Source organism: Sphingomonas cellulosilytica (assembly GCF_052321755.1).
Lineage (GTDB): Bacteria > Pseudomonadota > Alphaproteobacteria > Sphingomonadales > Sphingomonadaceae > Sphingomonas.
The window spans coordinates 1-25,926 of the sequence record NZ_JBQRTT010000012.1 but is presented as its reverse complement, the minus strand read 5'-3'; the positions used below and the strand labels follow the sequence as shown (position 1 = coordinate 25,926).

General features: G+C 63.5%; 23 protein-coding genes and 1 pseudogene. 7 read left to right on the top strand and 17 right to left on the bottom strand.

Features of this window, described 5'->3' with window-relative positions; all coding sequences use genetic code 11:
- From ACTZQ5_RS13795 to ACTZQ5_RS13785, 3 genes are all read right to left on the bottom strand, one after another.
- Window positions 1-408, bottom strand: a 408-nt coding sequence (locus ACTZQ5_RS13795) for an ImmA/IrrE family metallo-endopeptidase (RefSeq protein ID WP_443585716.1), incomplete at its 3' end; no start/stop codon positions are given.
- Entirely contained in the window at window positions 409-963 is a 555-nt protein-coding gene (locus ACTZQ5_RS13790; protein WP_443585715.1) for a hypothetical protein, read from the bottom strand. It lies immediately after the preceding gene.
- Window positions 960-1,754, bottom strand: a complete 795-nt coding sequence (locus ACTZQ5_RS13785; RefSeq protein WP_443585714.1) for a hypothetical protein — start codon at window positions 1,752-1,754, stop codon at window positions 960-962. Before ACTZQ5_RS13785 ends, ACTZQ5_RS13790 begins: the two co-directional genes overlap by 4 nt.
- 326 nt (window positions 1,755-2,080) lie before the next feature.
- Here ACTZQ5_RS13785 and ACTZQ5_RS13780 point away from each other — a divergent pair, with 326 nt between their 5' ends.
- Window positions 2,081-3,226, top strand: coding sequence for a hypothetical protein (locus tag ACTZQ5_RS13780; RefSeq protein ID WP_443585713.1), 1,146 nt, complete (start codon window positions 2,081-2,083; stop codon window positions 3,224-3,226).
- A gap of 326 nt (window positions 3,227-3,552) precedes the next feature.
- The gene (locus ACTZQ5_RS13775; protein ID WP_443585712.1) at window positions 3,553-4,470 is read left to right on the top strand and encodes a restriction endonuclease; all 918 of its coding nucleotides are present in this window, start codon (window positions 3,553-3,555) and stop codon (window positions 4,468-4,470) included.
- A gap of 329 nt (window positions 4,471-4,799) precedes the next feature.
- Here ACTZQ5_RS13775 and budC read toward each other — a convergent pair whose 3' ends face one another.
- The 5 genes from budC to ACTZQ5_RS13750 form a co-directional block, all read right to left on the bottom strand.
- A complete protein-coding gene (gene budC / locus ACTZQ5_RS13770) occupies window positions 4,800-5,561 on the bottom strand; it encodes a meso-2,3-butanediol dehydrogenase (RefSeq protein ID WP_443585711.1) in 762 nt (253 codons plus the stop codon).
- 82 nt (window positions 5,562-5,643) lie between these two features.
- Window positions 5,644-6,729: a catalase family protein gene (locus tag ACTZQ5_RS13765; RefSeq protein WP_443585710.1), complete on the bottom strand. Its 1,086-nt coding sequence runs from the start codon at window positions 6,727-6,729 to the stop codon at window positions 5,644-5,646.
- Between the two features lie 11 nt (window positions 6,730-6,740).
- Complete coding sequence (locus ACTZQ5_RS13760; RefSeq protein ID WP_443585709.1) at window positions 6,741-8,771, bottom strand: alpha/beta fold hydrolase; 2,031 nt, start codon at window positions 8,769-8,771, stop codon at window positions 6,741-6,743.
- A gap of 170 nt (window positions 8,772-8,941) precedes the next feature.
- A complete protein-coding gene (locus tag ACTZQ5_RS13755; protein WP_443585708.1) occupies window positions 8,942-10,024 on the bottom strand; it encodes a catalase family protein in 1,083 nt (360 codons plus the stop codon).
- A 60-nt stretch (window positions 10,025-10,084) separates the two neighbouring features.
- A complete protein-coding gene (locus ACTZQ5_RS13750; protein ID WP_443585707.1) occupies window positions 10,085-11,047 on the bottom strand; it encodes an alpha/beta hydrolase in 963 nt (320 codons plus the stop codon).
- 381 nt (window positions 11,048-11,428) lie between these two features.
- Here ACTZQ5_RS13750 and ACTZQ5_RS13745 point away from each other — a divergent pair, with 381 nt between their 5' ends.
- A complete protein-coding gene (locus ACTZQ5_RS13745; RefSeq protein ID WP_443585706.1) occupies window positions 11,429-12,049 on the top strand; it encodes a Crp/Fnr family transcriptional regulator in 621 nt (206 codons plus the stop codon).
- 304 nt (window positions 12,050-12,353) lie between these two features.
- Here ACTZQ5_RS13745 and ACTZQ5_RS13740 read toward each other — a convergent pair whose 3' ends face one another.
- The 7 genes from ACTZQ5_RS13740 to ACTZQ5_RS13710 all read right to left on the bottom strand — a co-directional run bounded on the left by ACTZQ5_RS13740 (window position 12,354) and on the right by ACTZQ5_RS13710 (window position 21,135).
- The gene (locus tag ACTZQ5_RS13740) at window positions 12,354-13,040 is read right to left on the bottom strand and encodes a response regulator transcription factor (RefSeq protein ID WP_443585705.1); all 687 of its coding nucleotides are present in this window, start codon (window positions 13,038-13,040) and stop codon (window positions 12,354-12,356) included.
- A gap of 1 nt (window position 13,041) precedes the next feature.
- A complete protein-coding gene (locus ACTZQ5_RS13735) occupies window positions 13,042-15,711 on the bottom strand; it encodes a DUF4118 domain-containing protein (RefSeq protein WP_443585704.1) in 2,670 nt (889 codons plus the stop codon).
- Window positions 15,711-16,283 (bottom strand): potassium-transporting ATPase subunit KdpC, encoded by a 573-nt coding sequence (kdpC, locus tag ACTZQ5_RS13730; RefSeq protein ID WP_443585703.1) that lies wholly within the window; start codon window positions 16,281-16,283, stop codon window positions 15,711-15,713. The genes ACTZQ5_RS13735 and kdpC overlap by 1 nt, the downstream gene beginning before the upstream one ends.
- Window positions 16,284-16,295: 12 nt before the next feature.
- Window positions 16,296-18,329 (bottom strand): potassium-transporting ATPase subunit KdpB, encoded by a 2,034-nt coding sequence (gene kdpB / locus ACTZQ5_RS13725; RefSeq protein WP_443585702.1) that lies wholly within the window; start codon window positions 18,327-18,329, stop codon window positions 16,296-16,298.
- An 11-nt stretch (window positions 18,330-18,340) separates the two neighbouring features.
- Complete coding sequence (gene kdpA, locus ACTZQ5_RS13720; RefSeq protein ID WP_443585701.1) at window positions 18,341-20,044, bottom strand: potassium-transporting ATPase subunit KdpA; 1,704 nt, start codon at window positions 20,042-20,044, stop codon at window positions 18,341-18,343.
- Between the two features lie 12 nt (window positions 20,045-20,056).
- A complete protein-coding gene (gene kdpF / locus ACTZQ5_RS13715) occupies window positions 20,057-20,146 on the bottom strand; it encodes a K(+)-transporting ATPase subunit F (protein ID WP_019517694.1) in 90 nt (29 codons plus the stop codon).
- Window positions 20,147-20,259: 113 nt separating this feature from the next.
- Window positions 20,260-21,135, bottom strand: a complete 876-nt coding sequence (locus ACTZQ5_RS13710) for a TorF family putative porin (protein WP_443585700.1) — start codon at window positions 21,133-21,135, stop codon at window positions 20,260-20,262.
- Window positions 21,136-21,836: 701 nt separating this feature from the next.
- Here ACTZQ5_RS13710 and ACTZQ5_RS13705 point away from each other — a divergent pair.
- Window positions 21,837-22,634 (top strand): class I SAM-dependent methyltransferase, encoded by a 798-nt coding sequence (locus tag ACTZQ5_RS13705; RefSeq protein WP_443585699.1) that lies wholly within the window; start codon window positions 21,837-21,839, stop codon window positions 22,632-22,634.
- Window positions 22,635-22,964: 330 nt separating this feature from the next.
- On the opposite strand, the gene ACTZQ5_RS13700 is transcribed toward ACTZQ5_RS13705, so the two are convergent.
- Window positions 22,965-23,267, bottom strand: a complete 303-nt coding sequence (locus tag ACTZQ5_RS13700) for a hypothetical protein (protein ID WP_443585698.1) — start codon at window positions 23,265-23,267, stop codon at window positions 22,965-22,967.
- A gap of 101 nt (window positions 23,268-23,368) precedes the next feature.
- Between ACTZQ5_RS13700 and ACTZQ5_RS13695 the strand changes: the two genes are divergently transcribed.
- Window positions 23,369-24,149 (top strand): IS5 family transposase gene (locus ACTZQ5_RS13695; RefSeq protein WP_443585697.1). Its coding sequence is split into 2 segments (ribosomal slippage): window positions 23,369-23,715 and window positions 23,714-24,149, totalling 783 coding nucleotides; the frame shifts between segments, so codons are not numbered across the junction.
- A 13-nt stretch (window positions 24,150-24,162) separates the two neighbouring features.
- Here ACTZQ5_RS13695 and ACTZQ5_RS13690 read toward each other — a convergent pair.
- A pseudogene (locus tag ACTZQ5_RS13690) lies at window positions 24,163-24,914 on the bottom strand (IS5 family transposase).
- Between the two features lie 106 nt (window positions 24,915-25,020).
- On the opposite strand from ACTZQ5_RS13690, the gene ACTZQ5_RS13685 reads away from it, so the two are divergent.
- Window positions 25,021-25,230 (top strand): OsmC family protein, encoded by a 210-nt coding sequence (locus ACTZQ5_RS13685; RefSeq protein ID WP_443585696.1) that lies wholly within the window; start codon window positions 25,021-25,023, stop codon window positions 25,228-25,230.
- A 93-nt stretch (window positions 25,231-25,323) separates the two neighbouring features.
- Window positions 25,324-25,833, top strand: coding sequence for a MerR family DNA-binding transcriptional regulator (locus ACTZQ5_RS13680; RefSeq protein WP_443585695.1), 510 nt, complete (start codon window positions 25,324-25,326; stop codon window positions 25,831-25,833).
- The last annotated feature ends 93 nt before the right edge of the window (window positions 25,834-25,926 follow it).

Genomic DNA, 25,926 nt, shown 5'->3' with positions numbered 1-25,926 from the left:
CAACAGCAGCTCGCGTGCGAAGACGTTGGCCTGCGCTTCACGACGCTCCTTGATGCCATAAGCTTCAATTCTCTGGGCCGGGTCGCCTGCACCCGGTTTACTGTAGTCAGCGGCAACCGTCGGACGCGGTGCCTCGTGAACTACGAAGTGTCCGATTTCATGCGCGATCACTTCCTCTCGCGCCGCGGATTCCAGTGCCTTGCTCACGAAAACGAGGTTGAATGTTCGGTCCAGAACGCCGATCGATCCCGCCAGCCCCGGATCATCCGGACCGAGCTCTTCGACCGTCAGCTCACACCGGTCGATCGCGCGCTTGACCACCTCTGCAGCATGCAGCTCCGTAAAGCCTGGGTCGACTTCGAGGCGAAGTTCGGCCGCCGCTCGCCTGATGGCATCGAAATTTTCCACCTATGCTGCCAGCGTTAGCCACTTCTCGCGCAGCTCATCGCTCATCGGCGTTATTCGCACTGCGGTTGCGAAGGATATCTTGGCAAGAGCCTGGGGAGGCTGGCTCGACCGGTACTCGGTATTCGCCAAGGAAGGCTCGAGTTCCAGATACCCGAACAGCGCCCCCGTCTCGACGCGTAGATGGCGCGCGATATCCCCGATTAGGATGAGCGGAATCGTGGCGGCATCGATCATCCGGCGATAGATTTGCCTTAGGATCGCGATCGGAAGGTCGAGCTGCTGGGCAAGACCCTTCAATTCCTGCGGAGATTTGCCCTCGAAAGGATCGCAAACAGCAGTGTCTCGCCAAAGTCGCGCTAGGTCGGCACCGGGCAACGGGACATCGTCCCGCGCATCAGTCTCTTGGTCGAGATGCCATTCCAGAGCGAAGGCGGCGATCTCCATGGCGTGATGCGGATGCTTTGCCATCGCAAGTCGCACCGCTTCGGGCGATGCATCACTGTCCGCAGCCAGCTCTAGCAGGGTAATCGTCAATTCTTCGGAATGGTCGGTCATAGCTCCGACTCCATATGTTTGGCGATCGTATCGATCGCGGCTTTAAGGTGAACGCGAACCATTCGCCCAGTGATTTCCATGAGCGTAGCCGCCGTTACTTCATCCGGATCGATCGATTCTTCCTTGAGTCCAAGATAGTGGACAGAGACCATAGCCTTGGCCTGCTTTTCAGTCAGGAGAGGTCGCAGTCGTGTTAGCTCCAACTTTATCTCCGCCTCGGACATTCGGACGCCGTCGCGCTTGAATAGGATCGCGCCCATGACATCCTCGGCGCTATCGTCGCTATCAGGCCGGACAAGCCCCTCGGCCGAGACTTCGGCCCCATCAATGCGTCCAAAATGACGAATGGCGTCGATCGTGAGCGCGCGAATCGCCATGGCAAAACGGCATTCGAAAATATCGAGAACATCGGTCCCACCCACAAGTCGGACAAGCAACTCGTCGCGAACACGCTCGCGAACGTCCCGCCTGCGGTGAACAGGGATACCGCCCATTCGTCCTCGCACCTGACGATCGACCCGATCCAGCAAAACATTCACGATGGCGTCATAGCTTGTGCTCGGCCCGTTCGGCCGAAAATGCCGAGTGAAGTGCAAAAGGCATTCGCTCGCGGTCGCACTGTCCTGAGCGAGGTTCGCAAGCGGCCGCATATAGGCTGCGGCAATTTCGGTCTCGATTTCTGCGGGTCGGACATACAGCGCTCCATCCTTTTTGCGCCGCCTGGTAAGCGGGCGAACGAGCGATGCGGCTACGCCGGTATCAGACGGGCCGTGCATCGGTATCATCGCCATCGGGGAGGTTTCCCCAACCCGGAAATAAATGTTTCATTTTTGTTCTACCCACCCTCATTTCGGCACTTATTTTGCACCCGCCGCAGCAACTGACCAGTGGAAAAGGTCCAGTACAAAATCAAAGAATGTGGCAGGGGGCGATTGCCGGATGGCCCCTCTTTGACTTCCGGCATTGCAATCGGGCGATTTTCAAACGCTCAGTTGGAGAGTCGCTTTTCGCCTGATAATCCGACGCGCCGGAACTGGATGGGGCAAGAAGAATGCGAGTTGTTTTACTCGGCGCGGGAGCCTCTAAGAGCTACGATCAAAGCCCTACAGGGCAGCGCATGCCTATCGCGCGCGACTTCTTCGACATATTCGATAAGCTGGATCTTTCGACAAACCCATGGGTGCTGATCGGCTCGATCATCGTATTCTTAGAAGATGATCTGGGCATCGGACGGGGAGGCGCATTCGATCACCTCCGTTCAGGTATCGATATCGAGGACCTCCATTCACAGATCGAGGTCGCGCGCGATACGCAACTCAAGAGCGAAGGCTTGGTCGGCGCAATGACGCCCTACAAGGCATTTAACGAACTGTTGTTCCTGTTCGCTGCGGTAATCAACGACATCCAGAACGGACCGCCATCACAGACGCATATGAAACTGGTCGACAGCTTAAATCCCGAAGATGTGCTCATCACCTTCAACTGGGACACACTTCTCGACCGGGCTCTCGCAGAACGGACGGCATGGCGCCCGGATTGGGGATATGGCGTTAGCCCCAAGGCGATGTTTAACGACGGATGGCACCCACCGATGAAGCCGAAGGAGGACGGCAAGACAGGAAATCTGCTCCTAAAATTGCACGGCTCGACGAATTGGCTGACAGCCTATTCGGTAACCGATGGGCACGGAATGATCGTGCCGGGCCAAGATCTGGACCCCAGCGCCTTCGGCGTTTTCGAAAGAGCGACCGGGCCCTATGCTTGTTTCAAGGGACGATATATTCCGGGCTATGAACCATGGGCGTATGGCTATTATCCGCCAAATCTGGATTTCCCCGGACGGGCGCCGCCTGACGGCTATACCATAGTTGGTCTTTCGCCCAACTTCCCTTGGACGAAGCCCGGCAACGCCTCAGATGCGGGCCTCCCATCAATGCCGCTTATCATTCCTCCGGTGAAAAGCAAAAGCTACGAATTCTTCGGTGGCTTGTTCAAAACACTGTGGTCAAAAGCGGAAAACGCGCTCACGGCGGCTGATGAAATAGTGATTATCGGTTACTCATTTCCGAAGACGGATATTCAGAGCGAAAAGCTTTTTCACCGCGCCTTTTCGCGACGCCTAACCATCCCAAAGATCACGATCATCGATCCCAACCCGGATCCGGTGGTGAAAAGGATGACGGCCGACCTCGGCATCCCGGGCTCGCATCTCAAAATAATTGCCGATTATTTCACGCCGGATTTCGATCTTGATGCCCTCTAAGCTCGTGCAGCCAATCGGAGTTGAAGGCCGTCGACCGACATGAAAGCCTAGCTGCTATTCGGATTGGATTGGTTACGCGTAGGGAATGACGAAAGTCCAACGTTTCTGATTTTCGCCGAGAAGCGGACGGTCCGTAAGCGGCCCAGTAGCTGCCATCCTGGCATCCCGCATGCCGATTGGCTGGAAGTTGGCCGATTGCGGACAGACAGCTCAAGGTTGTAATCGTCGTGAAGCAGACATTCGCTACGATGGCGGCGCTGGCATCGGCTGAGCAAGCCGCAACCGCGGAATGGAAGAACCGCCAACGGTGCTCCATATGTTCGTCCATGGCTGCATTGGACTTCACCGAGATCGCGCCCGCGCAGGGCGGCCCCGACCGGGACAGCTTCGAGCTGTTCGCCCGCGAACTCCTCGTGGCGGAGGGATTCAAGATCGTGGAGCACCCGGACCGCGGCGCCGACGGGGGACGCGACCTCATCGTCGAGGAGGAACGGCTTGGGCCTGGCGGAACCAACGTCGTGCGCTGGCTGGTCAGCTGCAAGCACAAGGCCCACTCGGGCTTGTCCGTTATGCCCGGCGACGAGCAGAACCTGCGCGACCGGCTCGGCACCCACCGCTGCCAAGGCTTCGTGGCGTTCTATTCGACGCTGCCAAGCAGCGGGCTCGGCCAGACTCTTAGCGCTCTCCGGCCGACGTTCGAATACCTCCAATTCGACTCCGACGTCATAGAGCGCAAGCTGCTGGAGAACCCTCGTGGGCGCGTTCTCGCGGCGCGCTACATGCCGCGATCGTTCAACCGCTGGATGCAGGCGTCGCAGGCGGCCGCGTTCCCATCGCGCCCGGCACCGGATCCGCATCACAGCGCAAACCGCTTCTTCCTCCGACCACCCCATGACGATTTGGACGTCGCGCGCGCTGAGGCGGCCGAGCGGGGCCTGCCGGTGTTTGCCGTCGTCTTCGATGCCGACCACCCTACGCTCAGCAAGCTCGACTTCTCGCTCGGCTACTTCATGGAATACCAAACCACCAAGCGCATCGTGGACCAGCACTTCGTCGCGGCGGTCGGGCCAAGCAGCGATCCGGCGTTCGGCGCTCTGGTGCCGTCGGACGATCCGCTCGAACTGGCCCGGTTGGTGGCCTTCAAGCCGGATGGCGCGATCATCAGGAGCGAGGGCGTCTACGCCAATCCGGACGAGGGCATGAAGCGGGTTCGCGCCATGGTTGAAGCAACCGACGCTGCCTGAACCTGACCCAACGCCACTTTCAGCTCAGTGTTTTTGTGAAGTATCGATTATCGCACTCGGTTCCGAGCCGCCTAAACGACTGCTTTCGCCATCGCCGGTTCGTTGTCCGAATTAGCAAAATTGATGCGCACAGCCGCCGTCGGGGGCCGCGATGAACGAGCGTCCGCTTCTGGGAAGCGGGAAGAGCGGACCGAACGTCCACTTGTGGGTCAAAATTACTGCGATCTAAGCTCTGTCGGCTTTGGATAATTGACCCGTCATGAATTTGGCGTCGGCGACAGGGGCAAACCCGAAATAGTGGGCGGGCGCAAGGGCCCGCCCCACGTTCATCACGACAGCGGCGGTTGCCCATTTGAGGCAGTAAGGCCGCCATCGACCGGCAGGTTCACGCCCGTCACGAAATGCGCGTCGTCGCTCGCCAGGAATGCGATCGCCCCCGAGATGTCGGCGGGCTCGGCACCGCGGCCCAACGGCATGCGTTCTTCGAACTTGGCGATGAGCTCAGGCTGTTCCTTCATGGCCGCGGTCAGCGCAGTGTAGGTGAGCGAAGAGTTGACCGCGTTGACGCGGACGCCGTGGTTCGCCTCGTCCATCGCTAGCGCACGGGTGAAGTTGCTCACCGCGCCCTTCGCCGCGCAGTAGAAGCTATGGTTCCAGTCGCCGCCCAGACCGGACACCGACGACACGTTGACGATGCAGCCCTTGGACTGGCGCAAGTGCGCGATCGCGGCGCGGCTCATGTGCACGACGCCGTACAGGTCGGTCTCGATCACCTTGGTGAATTCGGCGAAGTCGCCCTTGTCGACCTTGCCGAGATGATCAACGCCGGCGTCGTTGACCAGCACGTCAATCCGACCGAAGCGATCGACCGCAGCCTGAACCAGTGCCTCGCATGCCCCGCGGTCCGACACGTCGGTTTCGCGCGCTTCGACCGTACCGCCAAGCTCGCTCGCCAGCTTGTCGAGCGCGCCCTTGTCGATGTCGCCCAGCACTAGCGTCGCGCCTTCCTCGGCGAAGCGGCGCGCCCCGCCCTCACCGATCCCGGAGGCGGCACCGGTGATGACGACGACCTCGTTGGAAAAGCGCGCCATCATGCATTCTCCGCCTGAACGTGGTGGGTGTCTTGCAGCTTTATGATCGTCGTCTCACTCTGATCAGCACTGGCGTTCCAGCTCAGGCCGGAATGTCCTGAATGTTATGGGTGTTGGCGGCCGCGATGCCGTTTTCGCGGTGGCGGAAGTCGCTGAGCGCCTGGTAGACCTGGATGCGCGCGCGCATCACGCCGCCCAGCGGGCGATGGACCTCAAGGCTGTGAGCCGGGCGGAACGTCATCACCTCATCGAAGTAGCGGACGCGGTCGGGACCATAGGCCGATTGCCGCGGCAGTCGGATCGTGGCGACGGTGCGGTACGCACTTTCGTTCGTCGGCCAGTCGACGGAGGTGTCCTCAATGGGCTGGGTCTCGGCATCGGTCCACAATTGCGCCCGAAGCTCGAACACCGCATCCTTGCTCTCGAAGTAATCCACCGCGGCATGGCGGAAGCCATCCTCGTCCTGATGCGGGTCGAGCCGCCAATCGGCGAGCGCCTTCTGCTCGGGCGCGACGGGAAAGACCCCGATCTTGGCGACGTGGTCGCCGAAGCGGATCGGGCACTGGCTGAAATATGCCTCGACCAGCGGGTGGCTGAAGGGGTGGCCATAAAAGTCCAGTGTCGGGCTCGGACCCGCACCGACGGCGTTCAGCACCTTGTTGATGTTGCGGGCGACAGAAGCGGCTGCGCTCTTCACCCCTTCAGGCATGGGCACCGTCAGCCCAATCTTCTTGGCCTGGGAGAGGAAGCCCGCGGCGGTCCCCGCCGGGAAGGTCGTGCCGCTGGCGAGGACGAAGTCCTGCGTCGGCGCGTCATGGCCGGGCAGCTTCGCGCCCTCTGCGCCGAAGACCTTGATCGACATGCCGCGATGGGTCGAAACGCGGTCGCCGAGCCTTTCACCGGGCCCTTGCGCGAAGCGGACGGCGACATCGAACGTGCCTGGTTCCGCGAAAAGGCCCTGTGCGAGTTCGGGCGGCAACCCAGGCGCAACGATGAGCTTGCCGACTACGCATGCCGTGCTCTTGGCATGGCTCGCTCGTACCGCGTGCAGGTCGCGCTTCTCGACGGTCTGGCTCTCCTGGGTCATCCCCTGGATGATGCCGTCGATGCTCTCCTGTTCGTCGGGCTCTGGTGTTTCGATGCCGGGCGAATAGCGCAAATAGGTCATGGGATGTCCGATCACTTGGCGGGCGCGAAGGAGAACAGCTGCGTCTTGATCGACGGCGGTGCGCCGGGTGTGAACCAGTTGGTGTCCTGGATATGGCTGGCGGTGACGTACATCGTCCCGTCGCGCCCTTCGGAGAAGGTGTCGGGCCAGCGCAGCCGGCGGTCGGTCAGCACCGTCTCGACGGATGCGCCGTTCAGCCGCTTGATCGCATAGTCGGTCGGCGACGTCAGATAGAGCACGCCTGCCTTGCTCATCCACAGGCCGTCGGCAACGTGGGTCTGCGCGACCGTCTTTACGGCTGCCGCCCTGTCGGCCTCGCTGACGTCGGATCGCAGCTTGGCGGTATCAATTGAGTACAGCGTCTTGCCGGTCAGGGCCTGATAGTAGAGCGTCTTGCCGTCCTTGGAGATCGCGATGCCATCGGCGGCGAAGGCAGGCTGGCGACCGTCGGGGCGGACGAGCGGCTTGCCATCGAGCGTGACCTTCACCGTCTTGTCGATCTGCGTCGAGGCGTGCCCATCGAGGGCGCGGTGGCTCTTGCCGCTCTCCAACTCGACAACGATGATCGCGCCGCGTGTGCCGCTGTCGGTGATATAACCGGTCTTGCCATCGGGTGAGAAGCGGATGTCGTTGAAATAGGTGCCCTGCAGCGCGACGTCGCCGGGAACCAGAATTGTCTTCGTCACCGTGTTCGATGACAGATCGATGCGGACGAGCTTGGGGGCGCCTTCGAGGATCTTCTCGTTTCCGGGCGCGCCAGGATCCAGCACCCAGAGGTTGCCATGGCCATCGGGCACGATCGACTGCACGCAGACGAAATAGTCGCCGACCGGCAGCTCGTTGGCTCGGGCGTTGCGCCAGCTGTTCCACTTGGCGTCGGGATAGGGGCGTAAGGATCCGTCCTTCATTACCTCGGCAACGGAGATGGGCGCGTCATCGGTCCAGCGCGGGAAGTTGACGAAGCGCCGGCCATCCTCGGTCACGGCGACGCCGGTCGCCTGATGGTCGAACTGCGCCACCTGGGTCAGCTGCGCGCTGCGCCCTTGCGCGTGGGCAACGCCGGCTGCGGCAGCGGCAACCAGGCCGATGGCGGCGATCCCGGCGGCATAGGGGGCGGCTTTCTTCATGGTCAGGCTCCTGTCGATCGTATCGGTGAGCGCGGCGGGGTCGCCAGCGAAGAGGGTAAGGAGGTGGCGCACCACCGCTTGCGGGTTCTCGCGCTGCGGAAAGTGACCGACCGCGACCATGGTGATGCGCGCGAACGGTCCGGCAAACTTTGCTCGCACGTCCCCCGCGGTCGAAGGCGGATTCACGCCATCGGCATCGCCGTGGATGTAGAGCGTTGGCAGAGACAACGTCGTGGTCGCCTTGACCTTGTGCTCCAGCCAAGAGCTTCGTGGATCAGGTTCCGCCTCGCCCCAGCGCGCACGATAGCTGTGGAGCGTCACGTCGACCCAGTCGGGGTTGTCGAACGACTGGGCGACACGGTCGAACGTGGCCTCGTCGAACCATGCCGGTGGCGACCAGTTGACCCAATGCAGGTGGGTGAACCCGCGCCGGTCTGCACGCACCGCCTCCGCCCCGCGCGCAATCGCCATGAACCAGTGATACCATTGCCGCTGCGTCTGCTCGAAAGGCGGTGTCGGCATGCCGCCGAGGCGGGGAGGGGTCGACAGCATCGCCATCCGCTCCACCCGCTCTGGCCAGCCTACCGCAAGCGCTTCGGCGGTGTTCGATCCCCAGTCGTGCCCGGCGACCATGAAGCGGTCGATGCCGAGCGCGTCGAGCAGCGCGATCATGTCGATCGCGAGCATCGCGCTGTTGCCGGTCCGCGGGGCGTCGTCGTTGAGGAAGCGCGTGGCGCCGAACCCACGCAACGTCGGGACGATGACGCGGAACCCTTCCGCGGCCAGAGCGGGTGCCACCTGATCCCACGTCGACGCATCATCCGGCCAGCCGTGCATGAGGAGCAAGGGCTGCCCTTCCTCCGCGCCGTAAAGCGACACCTCCATGTTCAGGTCGCCAGTGGTAATCATCGGCATTTGTTAGCCTCCTGGCGGTGCAACCTTTTGCGTCGCGTGGTGGACTCTGCCGCTCCATCAATGCTTTGGATGCGCCGACAGGATCACGCTTAGAACGGCCAGCGCGCTGTTAATCTCCGCGACGATCTGCCAACGTCGAGCGTCGACGGGTCGCACGCCACCTTCGCCGGTCAGGCACGACCGCCAGAAGGCTCGTGGTAGGGGCAGCCGTTCACGCGAGCCCGGAAGTCGGCGGAGTGGCGATAAGTCTCGTTGCGTGCCCGGTTGATGTTCCCGAGCGGACGGTGTGCGGCAAGCCCGGTCCAGATCGAGAAGCGCATCTCCTCGTTGATCCGCTGGACCTTGTCCTCGCTCAGGCTGTCCTGCTTGTCCGCTCGGATGGTCGCCACAGTCTGAAAGGGCGCATCGTCCTGCTTCCATTCGACGGTCGGATCCTCGACAGGCTGTTCGCCGAGGTCGCGGCAGAGCTGGACCCGCACCTCCCACTCCATCTCGAGCACCTGAGCCTCTGACCGAATTACGTTGCGCAGCGCATCGGGACGGGTGCTGGCATCGATCGTCGTACCCGTCTGATCGGTCAGACTCTTGGACACCGGGAACACCGCGAACTTGGCGACGTAGTCGCCATAGCGGAAGGGTGTGACGCTGAAGTAGGTTTCGCCGAGCGGATCGGAGTTGGGTGCGCCGCCGAGCGTCTGTACCTTCGGGCTCTCGATACCGACCGCGCTCAGCACGGTGTTCACGCCGCGCAGCACTTTCGACATCGCCTCCTTGGTGCCCTCGACCTTGTCGGTTGTGCCGGCCAGGAGCTTCAGGTTGCCGAGGAACTGGTCGGCGGTCTTGTTCTGGAAGACCGGGCCATTGACCATGACGAAGTCCTGCGTCTGTCCGTCTGCGCCGGGCAGGCGTTCGCCTTCGACGTCCATGACCTTCAGCGCCAGACCGCGTGGCAGGCTGATGGTGTCCGGCAGGATGTCGCCCGCGTTGGTCGAGAAGCGCATGACAACCTTGTGCTCGCCCGGAGTGGCAAACACGCCTTGGGCCAGCTCGGGGGGAAGCCCGTCATGGACGGTCAGCACCCCCTCAAGGAAGCCGTGCGCCTTGGCGTGGACCGAACGGACCGCGTGACCGTAATCCTCCGCTGTCGTCTCGAGGATCTTGTCGAACGTCTGGTTGAGCTCCGCGATCGTCTCGGCTTCTTCCGGCTTCACGTCCTCGACGTCGGTGGAGTAGCGGACTGGTGCTTGGGTCATAGTCGCAGATCCTATCGAATAGAGGAGAGGCGGCGACCGACGGGCCGCCGCTCCATACGCTCAGCGCCGGGGCGCAGGGGCTGCGAACGCTGCGCGCAGCCGAGCAACCGCCAGGTCGTTCGCCTGCTTGGCGCCGTTCACGACCTTGGCCATGCCGAAGAACTCATGCGTCACGCCTGGATAAGTCTTCTGCTCGACCTTATCGCCGGCCGCCCGCATCGCGGCCGCCAACGTCTCGCCGTCCGAGCGCAGCGGATCGATCTGCGCGTTGATGATTGTCGTCGGCGGGAGCCCGCGCAGGTTCGCCGCGACTAGGTTCAGGCGCGGATCCTGCGCATCCGCCTTGCTCGTCTGGTAGTAATAGCCGAACCACGGCAGCATCGCGGCATTGAGCGGCTTCGCGTTCGCCGAATCCTTCCGCGAGGGCAGCGTCATGCTGCTGTTCGCGATCGGATAGACCGAGACGATGTGCCGCGGCACCGTCAGGCCGTTGTCACGCGCGTAGATTGCGGTCGCGACCGCAAGGTTGCCGCCGGCGCTTTCGCCGACCGTGGCAATCCGGGCAGGGTCACCACCCCAGCTTGCCGCATTCTGCAGCGTCCAGCGATAGGCCGCGGCCGCATCGTCATGCTGCGCGGGGAACTTGAATTCGGGTGCATGGCGGTACTCGACAGAGACGACGATCGCGTTGAGCGCCTTGGCCATGGCACGCGGCGCAGCGTCGTAGGTGTCGACGTCGGCGATAACCCAGCCGCCGCCATGATAGTAGACGATTACCGGCATGGGCTTTCCACCGGCGGGTGTACCGGCAGGCTTGTAGATGCGCGCGAACTGCTTGGGGTCGCTGCCGTACGGCAGGTCCTGCGTCGTGACCGAAGGATCGGGCGCGATCGACATACCCTTCTTCTGCATCGCTGCCTTGGCGCCGTCCGAGGCCGAGGGCTGCATGCGGGCTTCCGCAGGCGTGAGCGTCTCGATCGGCTGGCCGCCGAACGATGCGAGCGCGTCCAAGACCGACTGCATGTCGGGTGCGGCCTTCGGGGGCTGCACGGATGTCGCGGGCGGCGGTGGCGGGGGAGGGGCGGTAGTCGAGCGTGCCGACTGGGCCAGAGCTGGAACGGCTGCGATCGCGGTCGACGCGGCGATCAGCGTTCGAATGGTTTTGCGCAATGGTCCCTCCTGTAACTATTCGTTTCTAAAACATCGGGCGACCTGCAGCGTTTCGGTACGAAAGTAGACGCAAGGCTTGAGCAGCGAGGTTCGGGAGTATGAGCGGCGGCATGGATGATCGGCTTCAACGGCGGATGGTACGTACAGGCCAAATGCACTGTCGTGTGAGGCGAATGCACTGTTGCGTCTTTTGACGGCGCTGACCGTGCCGCCCTCGCGCCGCATCTGGAACTGGTGCCGTTCCACAACGGCGACATGATTGCGCGCGCCGGCGATGCGGCTGACAGCATCTGCTTCCCGTTGACCGGGATCGCCGCGATACTCGACTCGCTTGAGGGTGACCGCCGCTACGCGGTAGCGCTGGTCGGGAGTGAGGGGTTCATCGGCTGGCAGCAGCTGCTCGGCAACGGGCGCTGGTCGCATGACGTGGTGATGAGGGCTGAACACGCCACGGCGATGCGGCTGTCGGCTGCGGTGTTGAAAGAGATACTGGCCGAACGTCCCGCGATCCAAACCGTCCTGCTTCATTTCGTCGATGTAGTCATGACCCAGATGTCCAGGACGATCGTCTCGTCGCTCGCGCATTCGATCGAGCGCCGGATGGTGCGATGGATCCTGCTCTACCACGATCGTGTGCAGGAGGACGACATCTGCATGACGCACGAGAAGTTCAGGCTCATGCTCGTCGCCCGTCGTAGCAGCGTGACCGACGCACTACACAAGCTCGAAGAGTATGAGGCCGTCCGGTCCGTGCGCGGGCGCGTGATCGTGCGTGATCGCGAGCGGCTGCTGAGGCTCGCCGGCGACACCTACGGGTTCGCCGAAGCGGAATACCGGCGCCTACTCGGTCTCTGATACTATAGATGTGTGGACGATGGCGCCTGGGGCGACCTCAGTGGCTGCTTGCACAGTCCGCATCGTCATCGGTTCGTCCTTAGAATTGGACGAGCAGTAGCAATCGAGATGAACGAATGACCGCAGCTGGGACGCGATAAATATGTCGCGAACGGCCGGGATTGGGTCATTGGATCGGCTGCATGACCCACAGAAAGCTGACCAGGTTCTTGGCGTACCGGCTAGCACCGGCTCAATGGGCTGCGAGCTCGTAATTATAACGATCCATACCGAGGCGGTCGGTCCACTGATTGACTCGTCATCATCAAGGGTCGACGCGGAGCCGATAGCCTACCCCCAGTTCGTTGGCGATGATGCTGCCTACCGGTTCTGGCGCCTCCAGCTTCTGGCGGAGATTACGAATGACGATTCGTAAATACTCGACGCGCGGATCCTCGTCTGCGCCCCAGCATGTGTCGAGCAGGCGGTCGTGCGTGACCACGCGTCCGGCGTATTTCGCAAGAGCGGCGAGGACATCGTATTCCTTGCGGGTCAGGTGAACTTCCGCGCTGTCACGGCAGACGAGTCTTCGATCTAGATCGATGCTGAGATTCGCTCGCGGTACGATCTTCTGCGTCGTCTCAGATGCCCTCAGATGACGCAGGGCGACCCGCAGACGCGCGAGCAGCTCGTCGGTGTCGAATGGCTTCGTCACGAAGTCGGCCGCACCGAGATCAAGCGCGGCAACCTTCTCGTCGACGGCTTCGCGGGCCGAGACCACGAGGATGGCGACGGCCCCCTTAGCCTGGAACTGCGGTATGAGGCTGAGGCCATCGCGGTCGGGCAGACCGAGGTCGAGAAGGATCGCGTCGGGATGCTCGAGCGCCGTCTGGCGCAGCGCATCCTTCGCGTCGTTCGCCTCGACGACGGCATAGCCGGCGCGCAGCAACGTATTGCGCAGGAGGCGGCGGATCGCCGCGTCGTCATCCACGACGAGGATCTTGGCGGGCATCTCAGTAGGTGCTTTCGGTGGCGGGTTCGCGGACGATGAGGGGGGCGGAGAAGACAAGCGTGAAGGCGGCACCCTTGCCGTCGGGTCGATTGGCGGCTTCGACACTCATCCCCATCGCCTCGGCGAAGGCCTTGACGATCGCAAGGCCGAGGCCGGTGCCGCCGATCGCGCGATCGGAGCCTTCGAGCCGCTTGAAGGTCTCGAACACCTCGCTTTCACGGCCCGGCGGCAGGCCGGGGCCGTGGTCGAGCACGGCGAGACGCAGTTCGCCGAAGCGGTGACGACCCTCAATCACGATTGCCGTGCCGGGCTCGCCATAGCGCCCGGCATTGTCGAGCAGGTTGAGCAGGCAGTGGTGGAGCAACTGCGGGTCGGCGCGCACCAGCGGCAGGTCGGGCGGCACATCGAGGCGCACGTCATGCCCCTCCAGCGCCCGCCGGGCATCGTGCGCCGCGCCCGTCACCGCGTCGCTCAGGTCCGTCGCCTCGACATTGAGTTTCAGCGCGCCCGCTTCGACCCGCGCCATGTCCAGCAGGTTGGCGACGAAGCGGTTGAGCCGCTGCGCCTCGCTCTCGATCGTCCCGATCAGATCGGGTGTGGTACCGTGGCGGAGCTGCGCGGCTGCGGCGATCACCGCGGTCAGCGGGGTGCGCAGGTCGTGACTGACTGAGGATAGCAGGGCGGCCCGCAGCCGGTCGCGCGTGCGGACCGTTTCCACGTCCTGCATCTCGATCTGGAGACGCAGGCGTTCGAGGACGAGTGACGCCTGGTCGATCAGGCTGCTGAGCAGCGGCAACTGATCGGCACGCACCGGGCTGCCGACTTTGTCGCTGGCGACACCCAGCACGCCGAGCACCCGGTCGCCCGCCTTCATGGGCTGGAACAGCCACTCCGACGCGGCAAGCGTGCCGGAACCCTTGCCGGCAGGGCTGCCGGTGTCGAACGCCCAGCTGGCGGCAGCATTGTCCATCGTGTCGAGGCGGTAGGCGGAATCACTGGCGGCCAGTATCTCGAGTTCGGAGCCGTCCGTCCGGCCAAGCAGCACCACCTGCACGTCCAGCAGCCTGCAGACGTCATCGCAGATCATCTGCGCGGCGACGTAGGCGTCGTTGACGCTAGCGATCTGTGTCAGGAACCCCGCAAGGATGGCGTTTGTGCGCGCACTGGCGGTGGCGAGATCGGCCTGCGCTCTCACGCGTGCCGTCAGCTGACTGGTCGCGATCGCGATCCCCAACAGCACGAGCACCGACACGACGTTCTCGGGATTGCTGATCGTCAGCGTGCCGGTCGGCGGCAGGAAGAAGAAATTATAGGCGAGACTGGAGGCGATCCCGGCATAGAGGCCCGTGCGTAAGCCGAAGAAACTGGCCGCAGCCATGACCGGCAGTAGATAGAGAAGCGCCACATTGCCGAGATCGAGGATTTGGAACAGGGCGCTCGCGGCGCCGCTGACAGCCGCGACCAGCGCGGTCGTCACCGCATAGCCCGCGGGGGAGCCCCATCGTCCCGGGCGTGTGCGAATGCGCTGCCCCGACGGCCGTGCAGCCGGCATTGGCAGGACGTGAACCGTGACGTCGGGTGTGTCGCGTACCAGCTTGTCGACGACCGAGCCGTGCCAGAACTCGAACCAGCGCGACCGGTTCGACTTGCCGAGTACCAGCTGCGTGGCGCGCAGATCGACCAGCACCGCCTTGATGCCGGACACGACGTTCTCGGCGGGAACCGTCGCCACCGCGCCGCCGAGTTGCGTGGCGAGCGTCATCGTCGCGGCGACGCGGGCATGCTGTTCGTCGGTGAAATGGGCGGCGCGCGGCGTCTCGATGAAGACGGCGGTCCATGGGCCGCGCAGACCGTCGGCGACACGCTTGGCGGCGCGCACCAGCGCGTCGCATCCCGGCAACTCGCTGATCGCCACGACGATACGGTCACTGCCCGCCCATGTACCGCCGAGCCCCAGCGCGCGTACATCGTCCAGCATCCGTGCATCGACCGCCTGCGCGGCGCGGCGCAGCGCCAGTTCGCGCAACGCCGACAGATTGGATTTGGAGAAGAAATGGCCGAGCGCGCGGGTCGCCTCGGCGGGCAGATAGACCTTGCCGGCCTTCAGCCGTTCGATCAGCTCGTCGGGCGGGATGTCGACGACCTCGATCTCTGCCGCTTCGAGGATGCTGTCGGGCACCGTCTCGCGCACGCGGACGCGCGTGAAGCTCGCGACGACGTCGTTCAAGCTCTCGACGTGCTGGATGTTGATGGTCGAATAGACGTCGATCCCCGCCGCGAGCAGTTCCTCGACATCCTGATACCGCTTGAGGTGGCGGCTACCGGGCGCATTGGTGTGCGCCAGCTCGTCGACCAGCACGAGCCGCGGCGCGCGATGCAGGATGGAATCGAGGTCCATTTCGTGCAGCGTCCGGCCCTCATAGGGCGCATCGCGGCGCGGGATGATTTCATGCCCGCGGATCAGGGCCTCCGTGTCGGCGCGGCCGTGCGTCTCGACCACCCCGATGACGACATCGACGCCGTCGCGTCGCCGCGCGGCGCCTTCCGAGAGCATCTCGTACGTCTTGCCGACACCGGGGGCGGCGCCGAGGAAGATCTTGAGGCGCCCGCGACCCTCCTGCGCGGCGGCGCGCAGGAGGGCGTCGGGATCGGGGCGCGCCGTATCCGGCATCAGCGTCCGGTGGCGTCGAGTGCGCGGTTGAGCGCGAGGACGTTGACATGGGGGTCGCCGAGCAGCGACGTCTTCGTGGTTGCCGTCACGAGGCCGCGGACACGCTCGACCGGCAGGCCGCGGACCCGGGCGACGCGCGATGCCTGCGCAAGCGCCGCGGCGGGCGACAGATCGGGATCCAGGCCCGAGCCGCTGGCGGTGACGAGGTCGGCGGGCACCGCTCTGGTCACGCCTTCGGCGCGGCGCTTATCCACGTCCGGTTTCACGCGATCCACCAGCGCCTGTGCGGTCGGGCCGAGGTTCGAGCCGGAGGAAGCGAGCCCGTCATAGCCCTTACCGGCGGCGGAGGGGCGCGTCTGGAAGTAGCGGGCGCTAGAGAACGTCTGACCCACCACGCCCGACCCGATCACCCGGCCACCGGCATCGCGTACGAGGCTGCCATTGGCCTGCGCCGGGAAGATCGCCTGGCCGATGCCGGTCATCGCCAGCGGATAGGCGATGCCGAGAAGGGCTGCGAACAGGATCGTCATGACGATCGCCGGCCGCAGTGCGGAGGAAAAGTCTTTACCCATGTTGCAGGTCCTTTACGCGAGGCCGAGGCCGCCGACCACGAGGTCGATGATCTTGATGCCGATAAACGGGGCGAGCAGGCCGCCGAGGCCGTAGATGGCCAGGTTGCGCGCCAGCAGCGGACCCGCCGCCATCGGCTTGTAGGCTACGCCCCTCAGCGCCAGCGGCACCAGCAGCGGGATGATGATCGCGTTGAAGATGATCGCGCTCAGGATCGCCGATTGCGGCGTCGCCAGCCCCATGACGTTGAGCACGCCGAGGCCCGGATAGAGCGCGACGAACATCGCCGGGATGATCGCGAAATACTTCGCCACGTCGTTAGCGACCGAGAAGGTCGTCAGCGCACCGCGCGTCATCAGCAGTTGCTTGCCGAGCCCAACGACCTCGATCAGCTTGGTCGGGTCGCTGTCGAGGTCGACCATATTGCCCGCCTCGCGCGCCGCCTGCGTGCCGGTGTTCATCGCGACGCCGACATCGGCCTGCGCCAGGGCAGGTGCGTCGTTGGTACCGTCGCCGCACATCGCGACCAGCTTGCCGCCCGTCTGCTCCTTGCGGATCAGCTCCAGCTTATCCTCGGGCGTCGCTTGGGCGAGGAAGTCGTCCACGCCAGCTTCCGCTGCGATCGCCGCTGCCGTCAGCGGGTTGTCGCCGGTAATCATGACCGTCCGAATGCCCATCGTCCGCAGCTCGCCGAAGCGCTCGCGGATGCCTGCCTTCACCACGTCCTTGAGAAAGATTGCGCCGAGCAGCCGCCCTTCCTTCGCCACTGCCAGCGGCGTACCGCCGGCCCGCGCGATCTCGTCGGTCATGCGGCGCATTTCGGTTGCCGCGGCGGTCGCACCCGATCCTTCGTTCGCTTTCAGGATCGCGTCCACAGCGCCCTTCTGGATCAGCGTGTCGCCGAAGCGGAGACCCGAGACGCGGGTCTGCGCGGTGAACGGAATGACCTCCGCCCCCTGCGGCATCGGCCGCTGCAGGTTGAACTTATCGTGTGCGAGCACGACGATAGAGCGGCCCTCGGGCGTTTCGTCGGCTAGGCTGGCGAGCAGCGCGGCTTCCGCAAGCTCGGCGTCGCTGGTGCCGCCAACGCTGCGGAACTCACTGGCCTGCCGGTCGCCGATGGTGATGGTGCCGGTCTTGTCGAGCAGCAGCACGTCGACGTCGCCCGCCGCCTCGACCGCGCGGCCCGACTTGGCCAGCACATTGAAGCGCACCAGCCGGTCCATGCCCGCGATGCCGATCGCCGACAGCAACGCCGCGATCGTCGTCGGGATGAGCGTGATGAGCAGCGCCGCGAGGATCGCGACCGGGATGCTGCCGCCCGCGTACGACGCAAAGCCTGGGATCGTGCCGACCGCGATCAGGAAGATGATCGTCAGACCGACGAGCAGGATCGTCAGTGCGACCTCGTTCGGGGTCTTCTGCCGCTCGGCGCCCTCGACCAGCGCGATCATCCGGTCGAGGAAGCCCTTGCCCAGCTCCACCGTCACCTTGACGCGGATCTCGTCGGAGATGACGCGCGTGCCCGCGGTTACCGCCGAACGGTCGCCGCCCGCCTCGCGGATCACCGGTGCGGACTCGCCGGTGATGGCGGCTTCGTTGACCGACGCGACGCCCGAGACGACCTCGCCGTCGGACGGGATCAGGTCGTTCGCTTCGACGAGCACGATATCGCCGACCTTGAGCTGGCTGGCGGGCACGTCGTCATACTGGCGTCCGTCACCCTTCAGCCGCTTGGCGACCAGTTCCGCCTTGGTAGCACGCAAGCTGGCCGCCTGCGCCTTGCCGCGGCCTTCGGCCAGAGCCTCGGCGAACGTGCCGAATAGCACCGTCAGCCACAGCCAGGCCGCCAGCTGCGCCTTGAACGCGAACGTCAGGTCGTCGTGACCGATGACGAGCAGGACCGTCATCAGCGCAGCCACCGCCGCAGTCACGAACATGACCGGGTTGCGGACCAACTCGCGTGGGTCGAGTTTCAGGAACGATGCCTTGATCGCGGGCACAACCAGGTCGGCCGTGAACAGGCTTTTGGATTGGGCTTTTGCCATGATGGCCCCCGTCAGAACAGCTGGCCGCGGATCATCGCGAGATGATCGGCGATGGGACCGAGCGCGAGGCTCGGCAGGAAGGTGAGGCCGCCCAGGATCAGCACGATGCCGACCAGCAGGCCGACCCACAGGCCACCGGTCGTCGGGAATGAGCCCGCGCTTTCCGGCGTGTACTTCTTGGCAGCGAGGCTACCGGCGATCGCCAGCATCGGCACGATCACGAAGAAGCGGCCGAACCACATCGCGACGCCCAGCAGGCCGTTATAGTAGGGCGTATTGGCGGTCAGACCCGCAAAGGCCGAACCGTTGTTCCCGACCGCGCTGGTTAAGGCATAGAGGATCTCGGAGAAGCCATGCGGCCCCTTGTTGAGCGGCCCGGCCAGACCCTGCTGCAGGACCGACGACAGCGACGTGAAACCGAGAATGACGAGCGGCAGCACCGCGATCGCCAGCACCGCGAGCTTTACCTCGCGGCTCTCGATCTTCTTGCCGACATATTCGGGCGTGCGGCCGACCATCAGCCCGGCGACGAACACCGCGAGGATGGCGAACAGCAGGAAGCCGTAGATGCCCGCGCCCACGCCGCCGATCACGACCTCGCCCAGTTGGATGTTGAACAGCGGGATCATGCCGCCCAGCGCGGTAAAGCTGTCGTGCATGGCATTGACCGCACCGCACGACGCGGCGGTGGTGACGACCGAGAACAGCGCGCTGGCGGCGATGCCGAAGCGCACCTCCTTGCCCTCCATGTTGCCGCCCGCGACGCCCAGATTTTGGAGGATCGGGTTGCCCGCCGCTTCCTGCCAGTAGGTGACGGTGACGCCGGCGAGGAACAGGATCACCATGGCGCTGAGGATCGCCCAGCCCTGGCGCGTGTTGCCGACCGCCTCGCCGAAGGTCCACGTCAAGCCGAAACCGATGACGAAGATCGACAGCATCTGGACGAGGTTGGTCAGCGCGGTCGGATTCTCGAACGGGTGCGCCGAATTGGCGTTGAAGAAGCCGCCACCATTGGTGCCGAGCATCTTGATTGCTTCCTGGCTCGCGACTGGGCCGGTGACGAGCGTCTGCGCGGCGCCCTCCAGCGTCCGGATGCCGATCGTGGCGTCCATCGTCTGCGGCACGCCGCTCGCGATCAGGAACACCGTGTAGACGATGCAGATCGGCAGCAGCAGGTAGAGCGTGATCCGCGTCACGTCGGCCCAGAAGTTGCCGATCGCCTTCGCCTCGCGCCGCGCAAACCCGCGGAATAGCGCGAACGCCAGCGCGATCCCGGTCGCGGCCGACAGGAAATTGTGGATCGTCAGCCCCAGCATCTGGCTGAGGTTCGACATGGTGCTTTCGCCACCATAGCTCTGCCAATTGGTGTTGGTGGTGAAGCTGACCGCCGTGTTGAACGCGAGGTCCGGCGAGAGGCCAGCCAGACCCTGCGGGTTGCCCGGCAGCACACCCTGGAGCCGGAGAACCGCATAGGTCAGGATCAGCAATGTCACGTTGAACAGCAGCATGTGAATGGCATACCGGCGCCATCCCTGGTCGGCATTCGGGTCGATGCCCGCGAGCTTGTAGAAGCCACGCTCGACGGGACCGAGCACGACGTGCAACGGCGTCCGCCGACCCTCATAGAGCGCATGGAGCCACAGCCCGACGGGCTTGGTGAGCGCCAGCAGAATGCCGACGAAGAGCAGGATCAGGAACCAGCCCTGGAGTGTCATGATATCGCCCCCTCAGAAGCGTTCGGGGCGGATCAGCACCGCCACGAGATAGACGAGAAGGCCGATCGCGGTCAGCGCCGCCAGCCAGAGATCGAGCGTCATGGCCGAGCCTCCCTCACGCGTTGTCGCACAGACGGGCATAGGCAAGGGTGAGCGCGAACAGCCCGATGATGATCGCGATCCAGAGCAGGTCCTGCATTGCTATCCTCCGATGATCAGAAGGCAGCCGTCAGCGTAACCACGACGGTGCTGCCGGCGATGTTGCCGGTGCCGTCCTGGCCCTTGCTGAAGCTGGGGCGGAGGTATGTCGCCTCCCGGTTCGAGATGTCGATGTCGACGTAGCTGACGTTGAAGGTCAGGTTCTTGTACGTGGCATCGGCGCCGAGCGACCAATCCCAGTATTTGCCCGTCGGGGAGACTGCGGTCGCGTTCGGACCCAGGCCATTCTGCCCCCAGCTATGGCCGACGTGCGCCTTCGCCGTGAACGGCGTGCCCGGAATCGCCGCGGCACCATCACCCCACAGATAGAGGTTGTCGTCCTTCGCGCCGGGATTGGTGTAGGCGCCGTTCGCCGCATCGGTGCCGGTGGTGTACCACTTGCCGATCGCCTGCTGCTTGGGCGCATAGGCAACGCCGGCCGTTAAGGTTGCCGGCCCGGCAGTGCCGGTCAGCTTGGCATAGGATTCGGCGAAATCGGTCTTATCCGCGCCGCCCGGATACATGTACCAGGTCAGCCCGACGTCCAGCGTGCCACCGCCGACCGGCAGCTTGTAGCCGCCGATCAGGTCGAGTTCCATATTCGCGCCGCCGAACGTACCCCAGCCCGCGAGATTGGACGCCCATGTGCCGACATAGAGCCCGCTCTCGTGCGCAATCGTGATCCCGCCTTGAACAGCCATTTTCTGGTCGGACTGCGACACGCCGCGGAAGCGATAATCCGAGGCAATGGCGACCGACCCGCTGACGGTAAGCGCGGGCGGCGGTGCCGCCTCGGCCGCTGCTTCCGCCTTGTTCTCGGGCGTCGATTGCGCCTGAGCCGCAACCGGCAGCCCAAGAACCGCAACTGCGACGACTGCTTTAAACACCTTCATTCTTGCACCCCTTGCGGAGCGATCGTCACGTGACGACCACCTTCAGGGATGCGCGATTAGGCCCATGTCGCGTTTAATTTCGAGAGCGATCCCGGCTAATCGCATAGCGCTGGCATATAGATGTCGCCTTTTTGGGGAGCACGGTGGATGGGACCACCCCCGTATCGCGGGTGAACCCCCCGATGTTGGGATTGTCCGTCAACTCGTCCCCAGAACACCGTCCTTTCAAGGAAAGCTGGCGGGGCAGCGGCGCAGCGGGGCAAGGTTCAGCGCCCCCTCTGCTACCAACATGAATGGATGGCAGAAGCTGGGAAGCTGAAGAATGACCGCGAACGACCGATTGTGGGTCTTCGCAGCGGCTGAGCCACCGATCGCGGCGTGGTCGATCTTGGCCGCTCACCGTGCCGATCGCCTTTCCGAAACGCGCCACCTGGGGCGGTTGCGGCTTTCCCGTTTCTCCGTGATCACGTGGCGGTTTCGGGAAAATGCATTCGGGAACAGATTTCGGGAAAACGGAACCCGCAGGTGGCCGTCAGCGCGATCGGCACGGCCGGATTCCCGTTACAGGTTCCCAATTGGGAAAGCCCGGTCCTTCAGCCATTGCAATGGGCTAGCGTGGCAACGGCTTGCCACCTCTGCTCTGACCAATTATTCGGCCTGTGGTCACGAATGTAGGATAAACTTGCAGAGGATAATCTGTAATGTCGTCAATTACTTCCGGTAATTTGGAGCAGTATAGCGACAGTCAGAAGCTAGCCGCTCGCGCTCGCCTGCATAACAATTATACCGTCGCCGAGATAGACTGGTTTCCCTGGGTGGCGAAGCAACTCCCTCTTAATGCTGGCAATAGTATCCTCGACGTTGGATGCGGCCCAGGCTGGTTTTGGGCGTCCGCCGCGAGCGAACTACCCGAAAATCTAAAACTCACCCTTTCAGATTCATCGCCAGGCATGGTTCAAGAAGCTGTTGACCGGTGCCAGTCACTGCCGTTCGCATCGGTTGCCGGCAGACAGGCCGATGCGACTGACCTTCCTTTCGAGGATGAGTCCTTTGACGCCCTTATAGCTATGCACATGCTTTATCATCTTCCAGACCCATCAAAGGGACTCGCGGAGATGCGCCGCGTTTTGAAGCCCGGCGGATTTCTTGCTGTGACGACAAACGGCGCAGGTAACAGGCGCGAACTGTATAGTCTGACGACCGTGTTCGGTAGCGAACCGTTTGACCCGGCCGGCGCTGCCTTTGGATATGCCGAGGCCGAGCGATCTATGCAGGCCGAGTTTGGCAACGTGAGCATGACGGAGCATCCGGCAATCCTACGAGTGACGGAGCCAGAAGACGTATTCTTAGCTCTCACCTCTTATCCGCCTGGTGACAGGGCAGACGAGGCGCAACTTGCTGCTTTTCGGGAGGCCATCGCGGAAGCTTTCCGGGCAGGAAATGGCATCCTTGAGGTCGGGAAGGAAAGCGGACTCTTCATCAGCCAAAAAGCGCGATGAAGCGGAGCGTGAAGCTACCGCTTTCCCATTTCACCATCGAGTTTCGGGAATGCGCCATGTTCTGATATGCGGCTCTCGCATCGCGGGGGACCGGGCTAGTCTAGCAAACGGCAAAACCAATGAGCGATACGGTAGTAGTCTATGAGGGAAACCTACGTTGCCGAGCCAAACATGACGAGTCTGGCGCCATCCTTGTTACGGATGCGCCAAAAGACAACCACGGTTTAGGCGAAGGCTTTTCTCCAAGCGACTTGCTCTCCGTTTCGCTGGGCGGCTGCATCCTAGGCGGCGTGGACAAATCGTTTGCCCTGTATGACGTGGGTCTCAGTGTTATCTATTAGCCGCGATGCGTTTGCGGTAGAGGGCGTCAGGCCCTTTCGCGGCCTCAATGCGGATGCGTCTGTGCATCAATCCAAGAGCCAGTGGGCCGAGCACGAGCATCACGCCCACCACGGTCTCGATGATTGTTGGCAACCATCCGGCCAGAACGGCGCTACCGTAGATGAGGGCAAAGAAGGTGAACCAAACAAACAAGGCTGCTTCGGCCAGAAGCAGTGGCTTTTTTGTCTGATAATGATTGTGCGCAAAGCGCCAAAATGCCGCCTTCACGGTACCCTCATATTCGTTCAGCATTTGAATAAGCAGGCTGCTTTGGCATAACAAGCGGCATTACCTTGAAACGCGGTTGACGCCGTTGGAGGAGATTGATTCAAGCCTGCTTTTTGGAGGCGGGCTTGAGCCGGGGCGATCTTACCGAGGCGGAATGGCGCATCCTGAAGGACCTGCTGCCGATCGACCGCAAGAACCGGAGCCGAGGCCGCCCCCCCGAACAGAACCGCTCGATCATCAACGGCATACTCTGGCGGCTACGATGCGGTGCTCCGTGGCGCGATGTGCCGTCTAAATACGGCAGTTGGAACACCATCTACCGCCGCTTTCGGCGATGGAGCCAAGCCGGAGTCTGGGAGATCGTGGCGATAACGCTCGCCGAGATCATGGCGGACACCGGCCATTATAGCATCGACAGCACCACCGTTCGCGCCCACGTCTCGGCAGCGGGCGGAAAAGGGGGCTTGTCGACGCGCTCTTGGCCGCTCGCGGGGCGGGTTCACCAGTAAGCTTCACTGCCTGGCCGATGCCCTCGGCCGACCGCTCGCCTTCCACCTAACCGGCGGCGAAGCAGCAGACTGCAAGGCGTATGCCGCCTTAATCGTTCTGCCGGAGCGCACGCCGGATGCTCTCCTTGCCGACAAAGGCTACGACGCCGACGCGATCCGTGCCGACCTTGCAAAGCGGAACATCGAGCCGGTCATCCCAGGCCGCTCAAACCGCCGGGTGAAGATCGAACACGACAGGACGCTCTACAAGCAGCGTAACCGCATCGAACGCATGTTCGGCCACCTGAAGATCAATCGTGCCATTGCCACCCGCTACGACCAACTCGCCAGCAGCTTCCTCGGCATGGTCCACCTCGCCACCGCCAGATACTGGCTCAAATCTGTCCACGCTGCCTAGGGCTGAGACTCAATCAGAGCCAGAAGGCGAGCGCGGTTGCGATGGCGACGCCTGAGAGGAAGTTGGCGGCGAGCTTGTCGTAGCGGGTAGCGACACGGCGGAAGTCCTTGAGACGGCAGAAGGCGTTCTCGATCAAGTGGCGGCCGCGGTATCTGTCTTTGTCGTATCGGATCGAGCGTTTGCGGTTTCGCCGTCCGGGAATGACGGGAACGGCTCCGGCATCACGGAGCGAACGGCGCAGCCGGTCGGCATCGTAGCCCTTGTCGGCCAACAGGTAACGCATTCGACCAGCCCGTTCGAGAAGCGCGGGCGCTGCCTTCACGTCGCTGACATTGCCGGCCGTCAGCATCAGGGCATAGGGACGACCGATGACATCGGTGAGTGCGTGGACCTTGGTGGTCCAGCCACCGCGCGAGCGACCGATCGCCTGGATCTGGCGCCCCCTTTTCCACCGAACGCCGCGCGTTGCGCCTTGATGTAAGTGCTGTCGATCGCGGTGCTCTTCGCGACCACGCCAGCATCCGCCAGCGCGTCGAGCAGCTTGAGCCAGAAGCCACGGCGCGACCAGCGGTTGAACCGGTTGTAGATCGTCGTGGATGGCCCGTAATCCGCCGGGCAGTCGCACCAGCGGCAGCCGACCTTCAGCACATGCACGATCCCTGAGATCACCCGCCGATCATCTACCCGCCGGGCTCCGGGCTGGTTCTTCGGCAGATGCGGCTCGATCGCCGCCCACGCTTCATCCGACAACCAGAACAGCGCCATGCCTCATTCCTCCTGATCCACACGCCAGTGAATCAGGAAAACTGCCACCCCTCAAGATGCTGATTGGGTTTGGGCCCTAAGCATCATGGGTATCGCTGCGCAATCAATGGACGTTGATATCGCCGGAGCGACTGCAACAGTGGCTAAAGAAATGGCGAACGCGCCTCGCAGAATCGCTCATATGGCAGTGGTCGTGAGCGTTCCGGGAACGTTTGACGACAAACAACGTCGCAAGCTGGAAGCGGCTGCTCACGCTTGCCCCGTTCACAACGCTCTCGGCATCGAAGCGCCAATAACGATCGAGTGGGTTGGCTGACCGGTTAACCCGCTTTCCAAATTGGGAACGGCGATTAAGACGGCCGGGGCATTCCCATTGGGATGCTGAAATGGGAATATCGTTTATCCGGTCTTGACCTGGAGCGCGCTCCAAGAGGTAGCTGCCCTCCCCGAGGAGGCCGCAGCCGTGAAGATTAGCGAATTTGCCGCGCATAGCGGCCTGACACCCGATACGATCCGCTACTACGAGAAGGTCGGCCTGCTGCCGCATAGCGTCCGCGATCGTGGCGGGCGAAGAAGCTATGGCATGGACGACCTCGCCTGGGCGTCGTTCCTTCGCAAGCTACAGGCGATGGACATGCCGATGCGCGATCGGCTCGCATACAGCCGGCTTCGGGAACAGGGCACCGCCACAGTGCCGGCACGGCGCGGGATGCTGGAAGCGCATCGCGCCGCGCTGGCCGCACGGCGGGCGGAGCTGGGCGAGCTGATCGCGACGCTCGACGTGAAAATCGCGCACTACTTCGACATGGAGGCAGACATGGAAAGCACGGCACATGATGGATCGAAGGTCGGTGATAACGGCGACCGCTGCGCTGCCGTTCACGGGCGCGCCAGCAGCGGGGCAAGCCGCCGTGGATGACGCTCGTTACCGGCGCGGTATCGCGCAGCTTGAGGCGGTGAGTGGCCCGCACGGCACCAAGGTCGTGCAGTCGCTGGAGGATATCGCCCCGGA